This is a genomic window from Pseudoalteromonas sp. 2CM37A, from assembly GCF_023161885.1.
Lineage (GTDB): Bacteria > Pseudomonadota > Gammaproteobacteria > Enterobacterales > Alteromonadaceae > Pseudoalteromonas > Pseudoalteromonas atlantica.
The window spans coordinates 807,878-821,415 of record NZ_JALNTJ010000001.1 but is presented as its reverse complement, the minus strand read 5'-3'; the positions used below and the strand labels follow the sequence as shown (position 1 = coordinate 821,415).

Here is a 13,538-nt window from a genome sequence, read left to right as displayed (position 1 = left end):
GTGTCTAATTTTTAACTAGTGTTTAATTTTAAAGGGGCTATATAATGCTAAAACGGCTTAATGCTGGTTGCATTTATGTTAACAGTATTTTTTGTAATACTTTAGTTTTAGCTTTTTCAAGGTATTTATTTACTTAGAATAGCTAACATCAAGTTGACAGGGCGTATTGCATTTAGCATTATTGGAGGGTTGATATCTATTAAAAGATATCAGGGTTGTCATCCTTAATAAGGTTGATAATTAAATTATAAAAGTAACATTACTTAATTGGTTGGGAACTATGTCTGTTAAAATCAGAAAGAGTCTTGTAGCATCTGCGTTGGTTGGCGCTTTTGCATTTGCAAGCAGCAATGTGATTGCAGATCCTTTGAATGACGTGCAAAAAGCAGGTCAGCAAATTCAAAAGGCTGCTGTTAAGTCTCAAACTAAAATTGACAACGTATACGGTCAAACTCAAGAGCTAATCGCTGAGTACCGTAGTATTGTTGATGAGACTGAACTTATGAAAGTGTACAACGATCACGTAGCACGTTTGGTCGCTGACCAAAATGCGTCAATCGAATCGTTTGACCGTCAAATCGCTACTATCGACAACACTAAACAAAACGTTGTGCCTTTGATGTATCGCATGATCGATACGCTTGAGCAATTCATCAAAGCGGACGTTCCGTTCAATCTTGATTCTCGTCTTGCTCGTGTAGAAAGACTTCGTGAAATCATGGCTTCTGCGTCTGTAACGACGTCTGAGAAATTCCGCCAAGTTCTTGAAGCATACACAGTTGAAACTGCTTACAGCTCGGCTGTAACTGCTTCTCAAGGTACTTTAGAAGTTGATGGTAAAAACATTAACGTTGATATCGGTCGTTTAGGTCGTATCACTTACGTAGCACAATCTTTTGACTTAAAACACGCTTGGGTGTGGGACAACAACACTAAAGAGTGGAAAGAATTAGGTGAAGAATACCTAAAACCAGTTAAAGAAGTGATTCGTATGGCGCGTAAGCAAGCGACACTAGAACTTGTTAAACTACCAATCTTTGGCGCGGAGTAATCGAATAATGAAGAAACTATTTAAAGGTTTTGCTGTTGCAGCAGTACTATCTGTTTCTGCAGGTACCGCGCTTAATGCACATGCAAATACTGATGCTTTAGATAAAATTCTTGAGCAAGTAAAGCAAGAACGTATCTCTGAAGGTAAAATCAATAAGCAACGTGAGCAAGAGTTCTTATCAGAACGTGCTGACAAGCAAGCATTACTTAACAAAGCAAAAAGCCAATTAGCGTCTGAAAAAGCACGCGGTGACAGCTTAGCTAAGCAATATGCACAAAACGAAAATACATTAGCTGAAAAAGAGCAAGCGCTTCAAAACGCACAAGGTACTCTTGGTGAAATGTTTGGTGTTGTACGTCGTGCAGCGCAAGACGCTATCGGTTCTATCGAAGCTTCACTAGTAAGTGCTGAAAAGCCAGGCCGTGCAGAAGTACTTCGTTCATTAGCAGCTGCTAAAGAGCTTCCAACAGTTCGTGAACTTGAAGAACTTTGGATTGCACTTCAAACAGAAATGACTGAGTCAGCAAAAGTTTCTACTTTTGAAACTGAAGTGTCAGGTCTTGACGGTAACTCTACAGTTAAGCAAGTAACACGTATTGGTAACTTTAACTTAGTTACTGACGAAGGTTACTTAATCTACTCGCCAGAGACAAAATCTATTCAGCCTTTAGGTAAACAACCTGATAGCTACATTTTAGATGGTATCTCTGCTCTTGAAGGTACTTCTTCTGACAATTACGCTGGCGTATACATTGACCCGACTCGTGGTGCAATCTTACGTATCAACACGCAGAAGAAAACACTTATGGAATACTACGAGCAAGGTGCTGAAGTTGGTTACATCATCACAGTTTTATTAGCTGTTGGTCTACTAATCTTCTTAGTACGTTTCGTTGACTTAGCGCTTACTACTTCTAAGATCAAGTCTCAGCTTAAAAACTTGTCTACACCGAATACAAACAACCCACTGGGTCGTATTCTTAAAGTGTACCATGACAACAAGAGCCAAGACGTTGAAAACCTTGAGCTTAAACTTGATGAAGCTATCTTACGTGAAACGCCACGTGTTGAAGCTGGCATCAACATCATCAAGATTCTTGCTGCAATCGCACCGTTACTTGGTCTACTAGGTACAGTAATCGGTATGATCTTAACGTTCCAAACAATCACATTGTTCGGTACGGGCGATCCGAAGATCATGGCTGGTAACATCTCTCTAGCTCTTGTAACTACAGCGCTAGGTCTAATTGCTGCACTACCACTTATCCTACTTCATTCAATTGTTGCAGGTCGTAGTAAGTCAGTATTACATATCCTTGATGAGCAAAGCGCAGGTATCGTTGCTACTCACGCGGAGAAGGAGAAAGCCTAATGCTAGTCCTGATGGAGATATGGGAATCTATCAGGGATTTTGTTGGCACAGGCGGCCAGGTATTATACGTGGTCGCGATAGCACTCTTTCTTATGTGGGTTTTAATGATTGAGCGCTATTGGTTCCTACTTGCTGAATTTCCTCGTTTAACGAAGGATATTGTAGCGAAGTGGGATGCCCGCCAAGACACTACGTCTTGGTACGCACACAGAATCCGTGAAGCATGGATTTCTGAAGCGTCTGAAAAATTAGATCAGCGTATGTTGTTGATTAAAACATTAGTAGCTGTTTGTCCTTTAATAGGCTTACTTGGAACTGTAACGGGTATGATCGCGGTTTTCGAAACCATGGCAACCCAAGGTACTGGTAATGCACGTTTAATGGCATCAGGTATTTCAATGGCAACAATCCCAACAATGGCTGGAATGGTTGCGGCACTATCTGGAGTTTTCTTTAGCTCACGCCTTGAGGCAAGAGCGAGAATGGTGAAAGCCAAACTTGTAGATAGCATGCCTCATCACTAGAGAGAGAATTAAATATGGCACGTAAACAACGTTTTCGTGAAGAAGAAGAAGCAGCGGTAGATATGACGCCAATGCTTGACATCGTATTTATCATGCTTATTTTCTTTATCGTAACTACATCGTTCGTTAAAGAGGCTGGTATCGAGGTCAATAAACCTAAAGCGGCCCAAGCTACGAAGCAAAAAAATGCTAACATTTTTGTTGCTATTCGCAGTGATGGTGCTATCTGGATTGATAAACAACAAGTTGATGTTGAACGTGTTTCAGCAAAAATCGAAAGTTTATTAGCAGAACAACCTACTGATGTTGTGATTTTGCAAGCTGATAAAGAAGCAAAGCACGGCGTAGTGGTTAAAGTTATGGACCAGATCAAAGCGACAGGTGACAACCTGAGAATTTCAATAGCTGGAGATCAGTAATGATTCGTTTTCTGTTTTCACTGATTGCAGGTGGGGCAGTTACTTTCGGCTTGTTCTACTTCATGGCTTACCTCATCTCTGGTGGGGCTGACCGTAATACTGAACAAAAAGAGCAGATCATAGTCGAAATAATGACGAATCCGCCTGAATCTAAGGTGCAGGAGAGGAAGCGTGTTCCGCCTCCGCCTCCGCCACCGCCAAAGCAGCCGCCTAAACCGCAGCCGCCACAGCCGGAGAATAACAATCCTAACCCTGGTGCTATGTCATTTAACATGGGTAGCATTGATGTAGGAAGTTCGGCTGGTGGACTAAGTGGTCCAGGTGCATTTGGACGAGATGGTGATGCGACACCTATCGTTCGTATTGAACCAAAATATCCAACGCAAGCAGCGCGTGATGGTAAAGAAGGTTGGGTACAACTTTCGTTCACAATTGATGAGTTAGGTGGCGTGACTGACGTTCAAGTTATTGACGCAGAACCAAAACGTATCTTTGACCGTGAAGCTAAACGTGCATTACGCAAGTGGAAATACCGTCCTAAAATTATTGACGGTAAACCACAGAAACAAGTTGGTTTACAAGTTCAACTAGACTTTAAACTTAACCAAGGCTAAGGAGGCGAGTAATGAGAAATTTATCTAAAGTAACTGCTCTTGCAATTCTTATGTCTGTGTCAGGTGCAGCTATAACTGCACCTGTATTAGCAGCGCCGGATTACGCTAAAATTGAAGAGCGTAAAAAAGCCAAGACTAAAATCATGGGCGAGCGTACTGGTAAAAAGGTAATTAAAGCGTTTGACTTGTACAACGAAGACAAAATTGATGAAGCAATTGCCTTGTTAAAAGAGATTGACGCATCGAACGACTTCGATAAAGCGACTGTAAATCGTTACTTAGGTAGCATGTACGCGCAAAAAGAGAAGTACGATGAAGCGATTAAATACTCTAGACAAGCTGTTGCCCCTGATATTTTAAACTTCGCAGATCACGAGCAAACTTTAAAGCTATTAGGTGATTTATACGCAGGTACTGAAAAGTTCCAAGAAGCCAAAAAAGCTTATACAGCTTGGATGGACTTCACCGGCGAAGAAGACCCTAAAGTGTATACTCGTATTGCGCAAGCTAACTATCAGTTAGGTCAGTTTCGTGATGTTTTTAAACCTGCCGACAAGGCAATCTCTTTACAAAAGGAGCCTAACAAGGCCCCTTACCAATTAAAATTAGGTTCTTACTTTGAACTTAAAGATTACGCCAACATGGTGAAAATTGGTGAAGAGATTGTACGAGTTTGGCCAGATGACAAAAAAGCCTGGGTTAGTTTAGGTAAATACTACCTACAAACCGAAGACTACTCTAAAGGTCTAGCGACCATGGAAGTAGCATTCAAAAATGGCTATTTTGAAGCGGAAGTAGATTACAAAGTACTTTCTAACTTTTACTCTTTAAACGAAATTCCATTTAAAGCGGCTAAAACCCTTGAAAATGCGATTAAAGAAGACAAAGTTAAGCGTACTAAGCAAAATGTTAACGCAATTGCTAGTAACTACCACCGTTCTAAAGACATCGAAAAAGCTGCTAAGTACTACGAAGAAGCTGCTAAATTTGACGACGATGCAGAGCTTTACCGCAAAGCAGGATCGTTACTTTTACAATCTGAGAACTTTAGTGCTGCTGTTGTTCGTTTGAACAAAGCGTTAGAGCTTGGCTCTGACAAAAAAGGCACCATTTATTCAGATTTAGCTGAAGCGTACTACTACCAAGCTAAATACAAGCAAGCTTATGCTGCTATTACTAAAGCAATGGACGACCCACGCACACGTAAGTTTGCTAAAGGTTGGTCTACATTTATTAAAGATAAAGCCGCTCGCAACGGTGTTAAAATTTAACTTTAATTTGTTTTAGCAATTATATAAAAAGCCCCTATGGGGCTTTTTTTATTGGAATTTATAATGAATAAAACGCATTTTTTGTCTGTCCTATTTAGTCTGTTTTTGGTTGCTTGTTCAAAACAACCACCGCCTTTTGAATCTTATGATGCTGCGCAGCAGAGTATTAAAAGTTTAAACACGGCGCTAAAGCCTGTGGGCACTGAAAGTGTATCCACTGAACAAGTACTGCCTTTTTCCTCAGCGTATTTATCGCTTCGTCATCAGATGTATCAGCGCCTACAAACAATGACTCTTTCAAACGCGCAAACAAAGCAGCTAAATTACTTAATTATTGCTGAGCGTTTTCCTGAGCGCTTTTTCAGCTGGCCTGCACAGGTGAATGTGTTAGAGAACTTATTATCAGCGCAAATGCAAATTACTAAGGCTAACGAGGTAATTGAGTGGCTTAAGTTCACTCAAGATCAATTAGATAGTGCGCTGCAAAGCAATTTGAGATTAAACAAGGTTGAATTAAACCTCCTGCAGGGTTACTTACAAACGTCACTATTAAAACAATCTAGCGTAAACGATTTAAAAGTCCAGATTGCAGAGTTTAATGATTACTTGGCCCAGTACAAACCAAGGGGAAGCATTGGCTTACGTGGACTTGCTAATGGCAGTGAATGGTATCAAAGTAAACTAAATTACTTCAGTGGGGCAGTTAAGTCGCCTTTGCAATGGGTTGATACTATTAATCAGCATCTTCAAATGAACTCGCACACTGCACCTAATTTGAGCTATATCGAGCATCATAGTACTTCATTTATTAGCCAATATTTAAGCACAGCGCCAAAAGTAAAAGGGATTGATTGGCAAACTGATTACATGCTGTTGCCAGCTATGGCTAAAAACAGCCAGCTAAGCCCAGAAGATAAAAGGTTAATGCTTGCGCTAATGGAAACCGATGTGGGCATACACTACCATGCATGGACTTTATCTCAGGCAAAAGTGAACTTAGTAAAACGATTAGCTATTTCACAGCGCGATGCGCAGTATTTAGTTGAAGATAGTGTGCTTTACCCAGGCCACGCTTTTAGTTTTGCCGAGCAACTATTAACACTTTAAACGCTTATGTGCGCTTAGCACACATTTCACAGCGCTGTGTTGCAGGGTCTTTTTTAAGTAACCGCTCAGAAATTGCTTCTTCACAATCGCAGCAATAGCCGTATTGACCAATATCAATTTGGCTTATTGCCGCTTCTAATTCTGTCAGCCTATTAACTAAAGTTTGATATTCAGGACCTAAGTGGTAGGTGGCAGTGTCAAGCCATTCGTTATGCTGGCTAGTTAATATAACGTCACGTAGCTTAAGATGGGCAGGGTGTGCTGATTGGCTCAGCATCGCTAATATTACTGATTTAACGTGTGCTATTTCACTGTGCAGTTGTTGCTGATAAAGCATATTGGTATAACCTTCATTTAGCGTTTCGTTATACCGGTATTATCTGAGCTGCGCTGCTTATACGCTATGATTTGAATCAAGTTGCGGAGACTTAGCGTATTTTTTTAAAACTTGGGCTACATCACCTTTTACTTTAAGACGTCTTATTTCATCAAATAGTGCATTAGCTTGTGGGTATTGGCGTTTTAGATAACCAAGCCATTGTTTAGTACGAGAGGCAAAATATTTTTCATCTTGTGTGGGGTCTTGATGAATAGCAGAGTGAATCAAATGATAAATTATATGTTCCCACTCTAGGCCATTATATTGTTCATTATTAACATGAGCTTTAATTTTTTTCGCTAAATCAGGGTGAGAAAGGGCACCGCGCCCTAGCATTAAATCGCTACACTGGCTTCGGGATTGGCAAAGTAGGGCATCTTCCACTTGCCAAATTTCACCGTTGGCAACCACGGCTATGTTTTTACCTTTTATTAGCGGAGGGATTTTTTCCCAGTATGCAGGTGGGTTATAACCGTCACGCTTAGTACGGGCATGTATTGCAATACTATCTGCACCGGCGCTTACAACGGCATCTACAATTTCTTGGCTATTGCTATCATCATCAAAGCCCAAGCGTATTTTAGCGCTTACTTGATGTTTACTATCTACCGCATCCCTTACCGCTTTGATTATGTCATACATATGGTCAGGGTCTTTTAGCAGTACAGCGCCCCCGCGGCTTTTATTTACCGTTTTTGCAGGGCAGCCAAAATTAAGATCTATACCGTGGGAGCCTAATTCGATAGCTCTAACCGCATTTTCTGCTAATACGTCGGCCACTTGCCCTAATAACTGTACGCGCACAGGAGTACCGGCTTTGGTTAAACCGTTATTATTGAGTTCAGGGCAATAGCGATGAAAAACTTTAGCCGGTAAACATTTATCAATTACTCTAACAAATTCTGTTACGCATAGGTCAAAGCCACCAATATTGGTAAGAAGTTGGCGCATTTTAAAATCAACAACACCTTCCATAGGCGCTAAAACAAGTTTCATAGAGTATTTTTATTGAAAAAACGGGTGCGTAGTGTACCTGCAAAGTATGGTTTGATAAAAGTTAAATTACTGCCCATATTTGTATGTATAAATTTAAAAGTAAAAAAAATGAAAATAAATGAAAGTTTTTATTTGATAGCAGGTCTATTTAATTATACAAGCAACGCATAATTGACAATAATTAGTTTGCGTTATCTTAATACACACTTATATAAGAGAGTCATACAATGAATACAGTAAAGAAAAACTCAATCGCGTTAACCTTAGGTGCAGTAGTTGTTGGCTCTGCAAGTTTTGCCTCTGCAGATGCACAAGCAAACCCATTTGAATTTCAACAGCTAGTAACCGGATACCAGCTTGATGCGGCAGAAGGTAAGTGCGGTGAAGGCAAATGTGGCGGCGACGCAAAAGGTAAAAAAGAAGGTAAGTGCGGCGAAGGCAAATGTGGTGGCGACGCAAAAGGTAAAAAAGAAGGTAAGTGCGGCGAAGGCAAATGTGGCGGCGACGCAAAAGGTAAAAAAGAAGGTAAGTGCGGCGAAGGCAAATGTGGCGGCGACGCTAAAGGCAAAAAAGAAGGTAAATGCGGCGAAGGCAAATGTGGTGGCGACGCAAAAGGCAAAAAAGAAGGTAAGTGCGGCGAAGGTAAATGTGGCGGCGACGCAAAAGGTAAAAAAGAAGGTAAATGCGGCGAAGGCAAATGTGGCGGCCAATAACAGGCTGATTTAAGTACCTGATTTACTCAGATATACGTTATGCTAAAAGGGCCAAAAGGCCCTTTTTGTTTTAGGAGATAATGATGAGAGCAACACAAAACTCAGCATTTGGGATGGTGGGCTTAGGTCTTCGTCGAGAGATGCTTGATGAATTACTAGCGCATACACCAAAGCAAATTGATTTTATGGAAGTAGCGCCTGAAAACTGGCTTAAGCTGGGAGGGCGCTTTAAAAAACAATTTAAAACCTTAACTGACGCCAATAATTTTGTTTGCCATGGTTTATCGCTTTCTATCGGCTCGCCTGAACCTCTTGATATTGAATTTGTTAAATCGCTAAAAACGTTTTTTGATCAGCACAACATTAAACTATTCAGTGAGCACCTAAGTTACTGCTCTGGAAAAGGGCATATGTACGATTTAATGCCAATCCCTTTTACTGAAGATGCCATTGCACACGTTGTACCTCGCATCAAACAAGTGCAAGATATTTTAGAGCGCCAAATAGCCATCGAAAATGTCTCTTATTATGCGGCGCCTGGCCAGCAGTTATCAGAGCTTGAATTTACAAACACGATTTTAGAGCAAGCTGATTGTAAGCTACTCCTTGATGTAAATAATATTTATGTTAATTCAATTAATCATGGTTACAACGCCGAAGCGTTTTTATTAGGGTTACCTTCAAAACGCATTGCATATGGGCACGTAGCTGGGCACTACAATGAAGCCGATGATTTAATTGTTGATACCCACGGCGCTGATGTTATTGACCCCGTATGGGACTTGCTTGATAAAGCGTACCAAGCGCATGGGGTGTTTCCTACCTTATTAGAGCGTGATTTTAATATTCCAAGTATAAATACACTAACAAAAGAGCTTGATATTATTCACGATTTACAAAATAAGCAGTTATGCGCATCGCCTACTCAGCAATTAGCATAAAGGAAGAAATATGAGCTTTATTGACAGCCAAAATGAGTTTATGGCGCACATACGTGAGCCTGAGCATAACCCAAAGCCTAACGATATTGAAGATAGACGCATGGCGATTTACCGTGACTTATTTTTTAATAATATTGCAGGGTTTATCTCATCTGGTTTTCCGGTGCTTAAAACTTTATATACACAGCAGCAATGGCAAAAATTAATAAGGGCTTTTTTTAGTGAGCATGACTGTAAGTCGCCTTACTTTTTAGACATAGCGGGGGAATTTATTAATTACTTATCGAGCAGCTATACCCTGCAAGAGTACGATTATGCATTTATGCTGGAGCTGGCACATTATGAGTGGATAGAGCTTGATGTTTCCGTGGCTAATGAAGATACCAACGAGCAACGCTTAAAAAGCACTGAACTAACCAGTTCTACACTTTACTTATCGAGTGTAGCGCGTAATTTAAGCTACCAATATGCGGTGCAAAATATCAGCACAGAGTATAAACCCAGCACGCCATCTGAGCAGCCTAATTACTTTGTTGTATACAGAGATGATAACTACGACGTACAGTTTTTAGCTACAAATGCAATGACCGCCTTGCTACTTTCAATAATAGAATCCAATGCGGGCATTGACTTTGAGAGTGTATGCCAGCAGGTTTTAGTCCACGCGCCTAATTTTAGCGAACAACAAATTGCGCATGGTGCGTTAAGTACGCTTAATGCAATGTGTGAGCGCGGTATTATCGTGACAAAAAATCAACATTAAGGTCTTTATAGATGTTTTTACTTCGTCTATCATGGCAGCCTTATTTGTCGTGCTTAAAAAAAGGTTATACCAATGTCAGATGATAAAGACTTTAAAGATCCGTTTAACGCTACTTACTTTATTGCTTTTTTAGCAGTTTTTGTGGGTATTGGCTGTTTAAATGCGATTTTGGGCTGGATCACAAGCCTAACTTAAAGCTCCTTGCTCTATTAAGGCTGTTGTTTATATCAGCCTTAAGCTTCTTTTCTTCCTCCACCCTTATAATTTTCAAACCACCTCGGTATTAATAACAGCAAACTCGCATTTTAACGTCAGTTAAGGTTATAATCAGCTGCTTTGAAATATAAACTATTGAGCAATTAAACTTATGACTCAAGTAACACCCGCTATTATTAAAAACAGTATCGCAACCATTGCCGACTATCCAAAACCAGGCATTATGTTTCGTGATGTAACAACACTAATGGCAAATCCAAAAGCCTTTAAAGCAACAATCGATGCTTTTATAAACGAATATAAAAACCAAGGCTTTACAAAAATTATTGGTACAGAATCTCGCGGCTTTATTTTTGGTGCACCGTTATCTTACGCGTTAGGGATCCCTTTTATTCCTGTTCGTAAGCCAGGCAAGCTACCACGCGAAGTGATTCGCCAAGATTACCTACTTGAATACGGTGAAGACACATTAGAGCTTCATGTTGATGCTATTGTCCCAGGCGACAAAGTATTATTAGTTGACGATTTATTAGCTACCGGTGGCACAATTGAAGCCACAGCAAAGCTAGTTGCAAAATTAGGCGGCACAGCCACTGATGCAGCGTTTGTTGTTTCATTACCAGAGCTCGGTGGTGAGCAGCGTATAGAAAAAATGGGTATTAAAATCTTAAAACTGGTTGAGTTTGAAGGCGAGTAATTGATGAGTTATCAGGTTCTAGCGAGAAAATGGCGTCCGCAAACCTTTCATGAATTGGTTGGCCAGTCTCATGTAAAGCAAGCGCTTGTTAATGCACTAACGCAAAATAGACTGCATCACGCTTATTTATTCACTGGAACCCGTGGTGTCGGTAAAACGACCATTGCGCGTATTTTTGCTAAAAGCTTAAATTGTGATGAGGGTATATCGGCATCTCCATGTGGGCAATGTAGCAGTTGTACTGATATAGAAGCAGGGCGATACATTGACTTACTTGAAATCGATGCCGCTTCTCGCACCAAAGTAGAAGATACTCGTGAAATTCTTGATAACGTTCAATATGCACCCACGCGTGGACGTTACAAAGTATACCTAATAGATGAAGTACACATGCTCTCTAAGCATAGCTTTAACGCGTTATTAAAAACGTTGGAAGAGCCGCCAGAGCATGTGAAATTTTTACTAGCAACCACCGATCCGCAAAAGTTACCTGTTACCATTTTATCACGCTGTTTACAGTTTAACTTAAATGCACTTTCGCAAAGCGAAATTAAAACTCAGCTTGAGCATGTCCTTACTCAAGAGGAATTAAACTTTGATAAAGATGCGCTAAGTATTATTGCAAAAGCCGCCGATGGCAGCATGCGTGACGCGTTGAGCTTAACAGATCAAGCTATTGCGCAAACCAACGGCGACATCAACAATCAAGCCGTACAAGCTATGCTTGGTTTAATGGACACACATTACAGCCAAAGTTTACTTGCTGCTTTGTTAGCACAAGATGGTGGCGCACTGATGGACGAAATAGCCCAAGTAGCGAGCCGTAATCCTAACTATATTGCACTACTTGATGATTTAATTGCATTAACTCATCTTATTCAATTAACTCAGCTTGTCCCGCAAGCAGCGCAACTTGATGATAAAAACGCCGATTATGTTAGTCATGTTGCACAGCACACCCAGGCTCAACAAATACAGGTTTATTACCAGTTACTATTAAACGGTAAAAAAGACTTACAATGGGCGCCAGAGCCTCGTTTAGGCTTTGAAATGATAATGCTGCGTTTATTAGCATTTGAATCTGCAGGTACAACGCCTGCTCAATTGCTTCCTGAGCCTAGTGACACACCAAGTGCTGCAACGCCTGGGCCAACCAGTAGTAAAGGCCGTGCCGATGCGCTGCGTGATATATTAAATAAAAATAAAACACCATCGCAAGACGAAATCCCTGCTCCGCGAGTAATGGTTGAGAAAAGCCAAAATCAAAGCACTGCGCAAAGCCAAACAAGTGATGAACCAGTAGAGCAACCGCCTACAGAGCAGCTAACACGCTCGCCAAGTGAGCAACACAGCAACAGTGTATCACCTGCGGCTCAAAGCCCGCAAAACGATATACCGAGCCCTGTGCAGCAAAGTGCGCACATTGCTAAGAGTGACGATGCTGCTGAGCGCCAAAGTGAAGACGATGCTTATCTGCAACACAGTAATATGGAGCAAAGCTTAGCAGCACAATTTGATGATGTTATGAGCAGTGCGGTAGAGCAAGGTTATAACCCTGAACCTGTAGCGCTACACACACAACCCGCGCCTGAAAACGCCGATGCTAAAGATAGCAGTGTGCGTGAACAAGAAGCTCAAGCACAATCAGCAATTGCGCGAATTTTACGGGATAGAAATATATCGGGTGCTGGCAGGCTTTCTGGGGGGAGTGTAAATACCCCTGAGCAAGCGCAAACACCAAAAACACCTGCCCAAGCTACGCCTAACAGCAAAGCAAAGCCACATAATACAAGCCCGCAAGCGAGTGAGTCACAAAACGATTCACCGCCATGGCATGACCATGCGCAAGGCGATAGCGAAAAAAAGCCAACGCTCCCAGTAACAGGGAGCCAAACGCCAGCTGAGCCAGTAACGCAAAGCCAGCCAGCGCGTAAGGTTGATTTTAAAGAAAAGCATCAAACAATTACTGAAAACTTAGCGCCTGAGCTGCTTGAGCAAATTAACCCGCAAAAAAAGCCTGAGGTAATAGAGCAAGAGCCCGCTATACCGGTCCCAGATGATTTTCAAAGCCCAATTAGCGAGATTAAATTTGCGCATCAGCAAGATGAGTGGGCTTATTTAATTAAGCGTATGGGGCTTGGTGGGCGAATGCGCCAATTTGCATTACACTCGATTTTTACCAAGCAAGGCGACAGTTTACATATTGACGTGGATGAATCGCAAAAACACTTAGATACGCCCATGCTTAGGCAAAAGCTCGATGCGGCGTTATCAAGCATTTACGGGCATAACGTATCGCTGAGTATTAACTTTGCAAAAGGGGTGATTGACTCGCCTTATTTAATTCAGCAAAAAATAGATGCAGGGCGACACCAGCAAGCAATTGATGTGATCACATCTGATGAAAACATAGTACAATTTCAGCAGCTATTTAGCGCCGAAATTGACGAAAACAGTATTCAGGCATTGTAATTA

15 protein-coding genes are annotated in these 13,538 nt (G+C 41.2%); 13 read left to right on the top strand and 2 right to left on the bottom strand.

The annotated features are described in order from the left end of the window. Nucleotides 1-280 precede the first annotated feature (280 nt). The 7 genes from MTF68_RS03645 (at nucleotide 281) to MTF68_RS03615 (ending at nucleotide 6,358) form a co-directional block, all read left to right on the top strand. On the top strand, nucleotides 281-1,051 hold the full coding sequence (locus tag MTF68_RS03645; RefSeq protein ID WP_004588137.1) for a DUF3450 domain-containing protein: 771 nt from the start codon (nucleotides 281-283) through the stop codon (nucleotides 1,049-1,051). A gap of 7 nt (nucleotides 1,052-1,058) precedes the next feature. Next, nucleotides 1,059-2,423 (top strand): MotA/TolQ/ExbB proton channel family protein, encoded by a 1,365-nt coding sequence (locus MTF68_RS03640; protein WP_004588136.1) that lies wholly within the window; start codon nucleotides 1,059-1,061, stop codon nucleotides 2,421-2,423. Beyond that, complete coding sequence (locus MTF68_RS03635; protein WP_004588135.1) at nucleotides 2,423-2,947, top strand: MotA/TolQ/ExbB proton channel family protein; 525 nt, start codon at nucleotides 2,423-2,425, stop codon at nucleotides 2,945-2,947. The genes MTF68_RS03640 and MTF68_RS03635 overlap by 1 nt, the downstream gene beginning before the upstream one ends. Nucleotides 2,948-2,961: 14 nt before the next feature. Then, a complete protein-coding gene (locus MTF68_RS03630) occupies nucleotides 2,962-3,366 on the top strand; it encodes a biopolymer transporter ExbD (protein ID WP_004588134.1) in 405 nt (134 codons plus the stop codon). After that, on the top strand, nucleotides 3,366-3,980 hold the full coding sequence (locus MTF68_RS03625; RefSeq protein ID WP_004588133.1) for an energy transducer TonB: 615 nt from the start codon (nucleotides 3,366-3,368) through the stop codon (nucleotides 3,978-3,980). The genes MTF68_RS03630 and MTF68_RS03625 overlap by 1 nt, the downstream gene beginning before the upstream one ends. A gap of 11 nt (nucleotides 3,981-3,991) precedes the next feature. Then, the gene (locus tag MTF68_RS03620) at nucleotides 3,992-5,251 is read left to right on the top strand and encodes a hypothetical protein (protein WP_004588132.1); all 1,260 of its coding nucleotides are present in this window, start codon (nucleotides 3,992-3,994) and stop codon (nucleotides 5,249-5,251) included. A 63-nt stretch (nucleotides 5,252-5,314) separates the two neighbouring features. Continuing rightward, nucleotides 5,315-6,358 (top strand): hypothetical protein, encoded by a 1,044-nt coding sequence (locus MTF68_RS03615; RefSeq protein WP_248461684.1) that lies wholly within the window; start codon nucleotides 5,315-5,317, stop codon nucleotides 6,356-6,358. A gap of 4 nt (nucleotides 6,359-6,362) precedes the next feature. On the opposite strand, the gene MTF68_RS03610 is transcribed toward MTF68_RS03615, so the two are convergent. Both MTF68_RS03610 and MTF68_RS03605 read right to left on the bottom strand, forming a co-directional pair. After that, nucleotides 6,363-6,695 (bottom strand): hypothetical protein, encoded by a 333-nt coding sequence (locus MTF68_RS03610; protein WP_004588130.1) that lies wholly within the window; start codon nucleotides 6,693-6,695, stop codon nucleotides 6,363-6,365. Between the two features lie 57 nt (nucleotides 6,696-6,752). After that, nucleotides 6,753-7,733, bottom strand: a complete 981-nt coding sequence (locus MTF68_RS03605) for a tRNA-dihydrouridine synthase (protein WP_248450812.1) — start codon at nucleotides 7,731-7,733, stop codon at nucleotides 6,753-6,755. A gap of 227 nt (nucleotides 7,734-7,960) precedes the next feature. On the opposite strand from MTF68_RS03605, the gene MTF68_RS03600 reads away from it, so the two are divergent. The 6 genes from MTF68_RS03600 to dnaX all read left to right on the top strand — a co-directional run bounded on the left by MTF68_RS03600 (nucleotide 7,961) and on the right by dnaX (nucleotide 13,535). After that, a complete protein-coding gene (locus MTF68_RS03600; protein WP_024033363.1) occupies nucleotides 7,961-8,446 on the top strand; it encodes a hypothetical protein in 486 nt (161 codons plus the stop codon). Between the two features lie 113 nt (nucleotides 8,447-8,559). Continuing rightward, nucleotides 8,560-9,387 (top strand): DUF692 domain-containing protein, encoded by an 828-nt coding sequence (locus tag MTF68_RS03595; RefSeq protein WP_095206655.1) that lies wholly within the window; start codon nucleotides 8,560-8,562, stop codon nucleotides 9,385-9,387. 10 nt (nucleotides 9,388-9,397) lie between these two features. Continuing rightward, complete coding sequence (locus tag MTF68_RS03590) at nucleotides 9,398-10,150, top strand: putative DNA-binding domain-containing protein (protein ID WP_248461683.1); 753 nt, start codon at nucleotides 9,398-9,400, stop codon at nucleotides 10,148-10,150. A 72-nt stretch (nucleotides 10,151-10,222) separates the two neighbouring features. After that, nucleotides 10,223-10,345 carry a hypothetical protein gene (locus tag MTF68_RS19670; RefSeq protein ID WP_004588125.1) on the top strand — a complete coding sequence of 41 codons (123 nt, stop codon included), beginning with the start codon at nucleotides 10,223-10,225 and terminating at the stop codon, nucleotides 10,343-10,345. A gap of 172 nt (nucleotides 10,346-10,517) precedes the next feature. Continuing rightward, nucleotides 10,518-11,063: an adenine phosphoribosyltransferase gene (gene apt / locus MTF68_RS03585; protein ID WP_248461682.1), complete on the top strand. Its 546-nt coding sequence runs from the start codon at nucleotides 10,518-10,520 to the stop codon at nucleotides 11,061-11,063. 3 nt (nucleotides 11,064-11,066) lie between these two features. Next, the gene (dnaX, locus tag MTF68_RS03580; RefSeq protein WP_248461681.1) at nucleotides 11,067-13,535 is read left to right on the top strand and encodes a DNA polymerase III subunit gamma/tau; all 2,469 of its coding nucleotides are present in this window, start codon (nucleotides 11,067-11,069) and stop codon (nucleotides 13,533-13,535) included. Nucleotides 13,536-13,538: the final 3 nt, after the last annotated feature.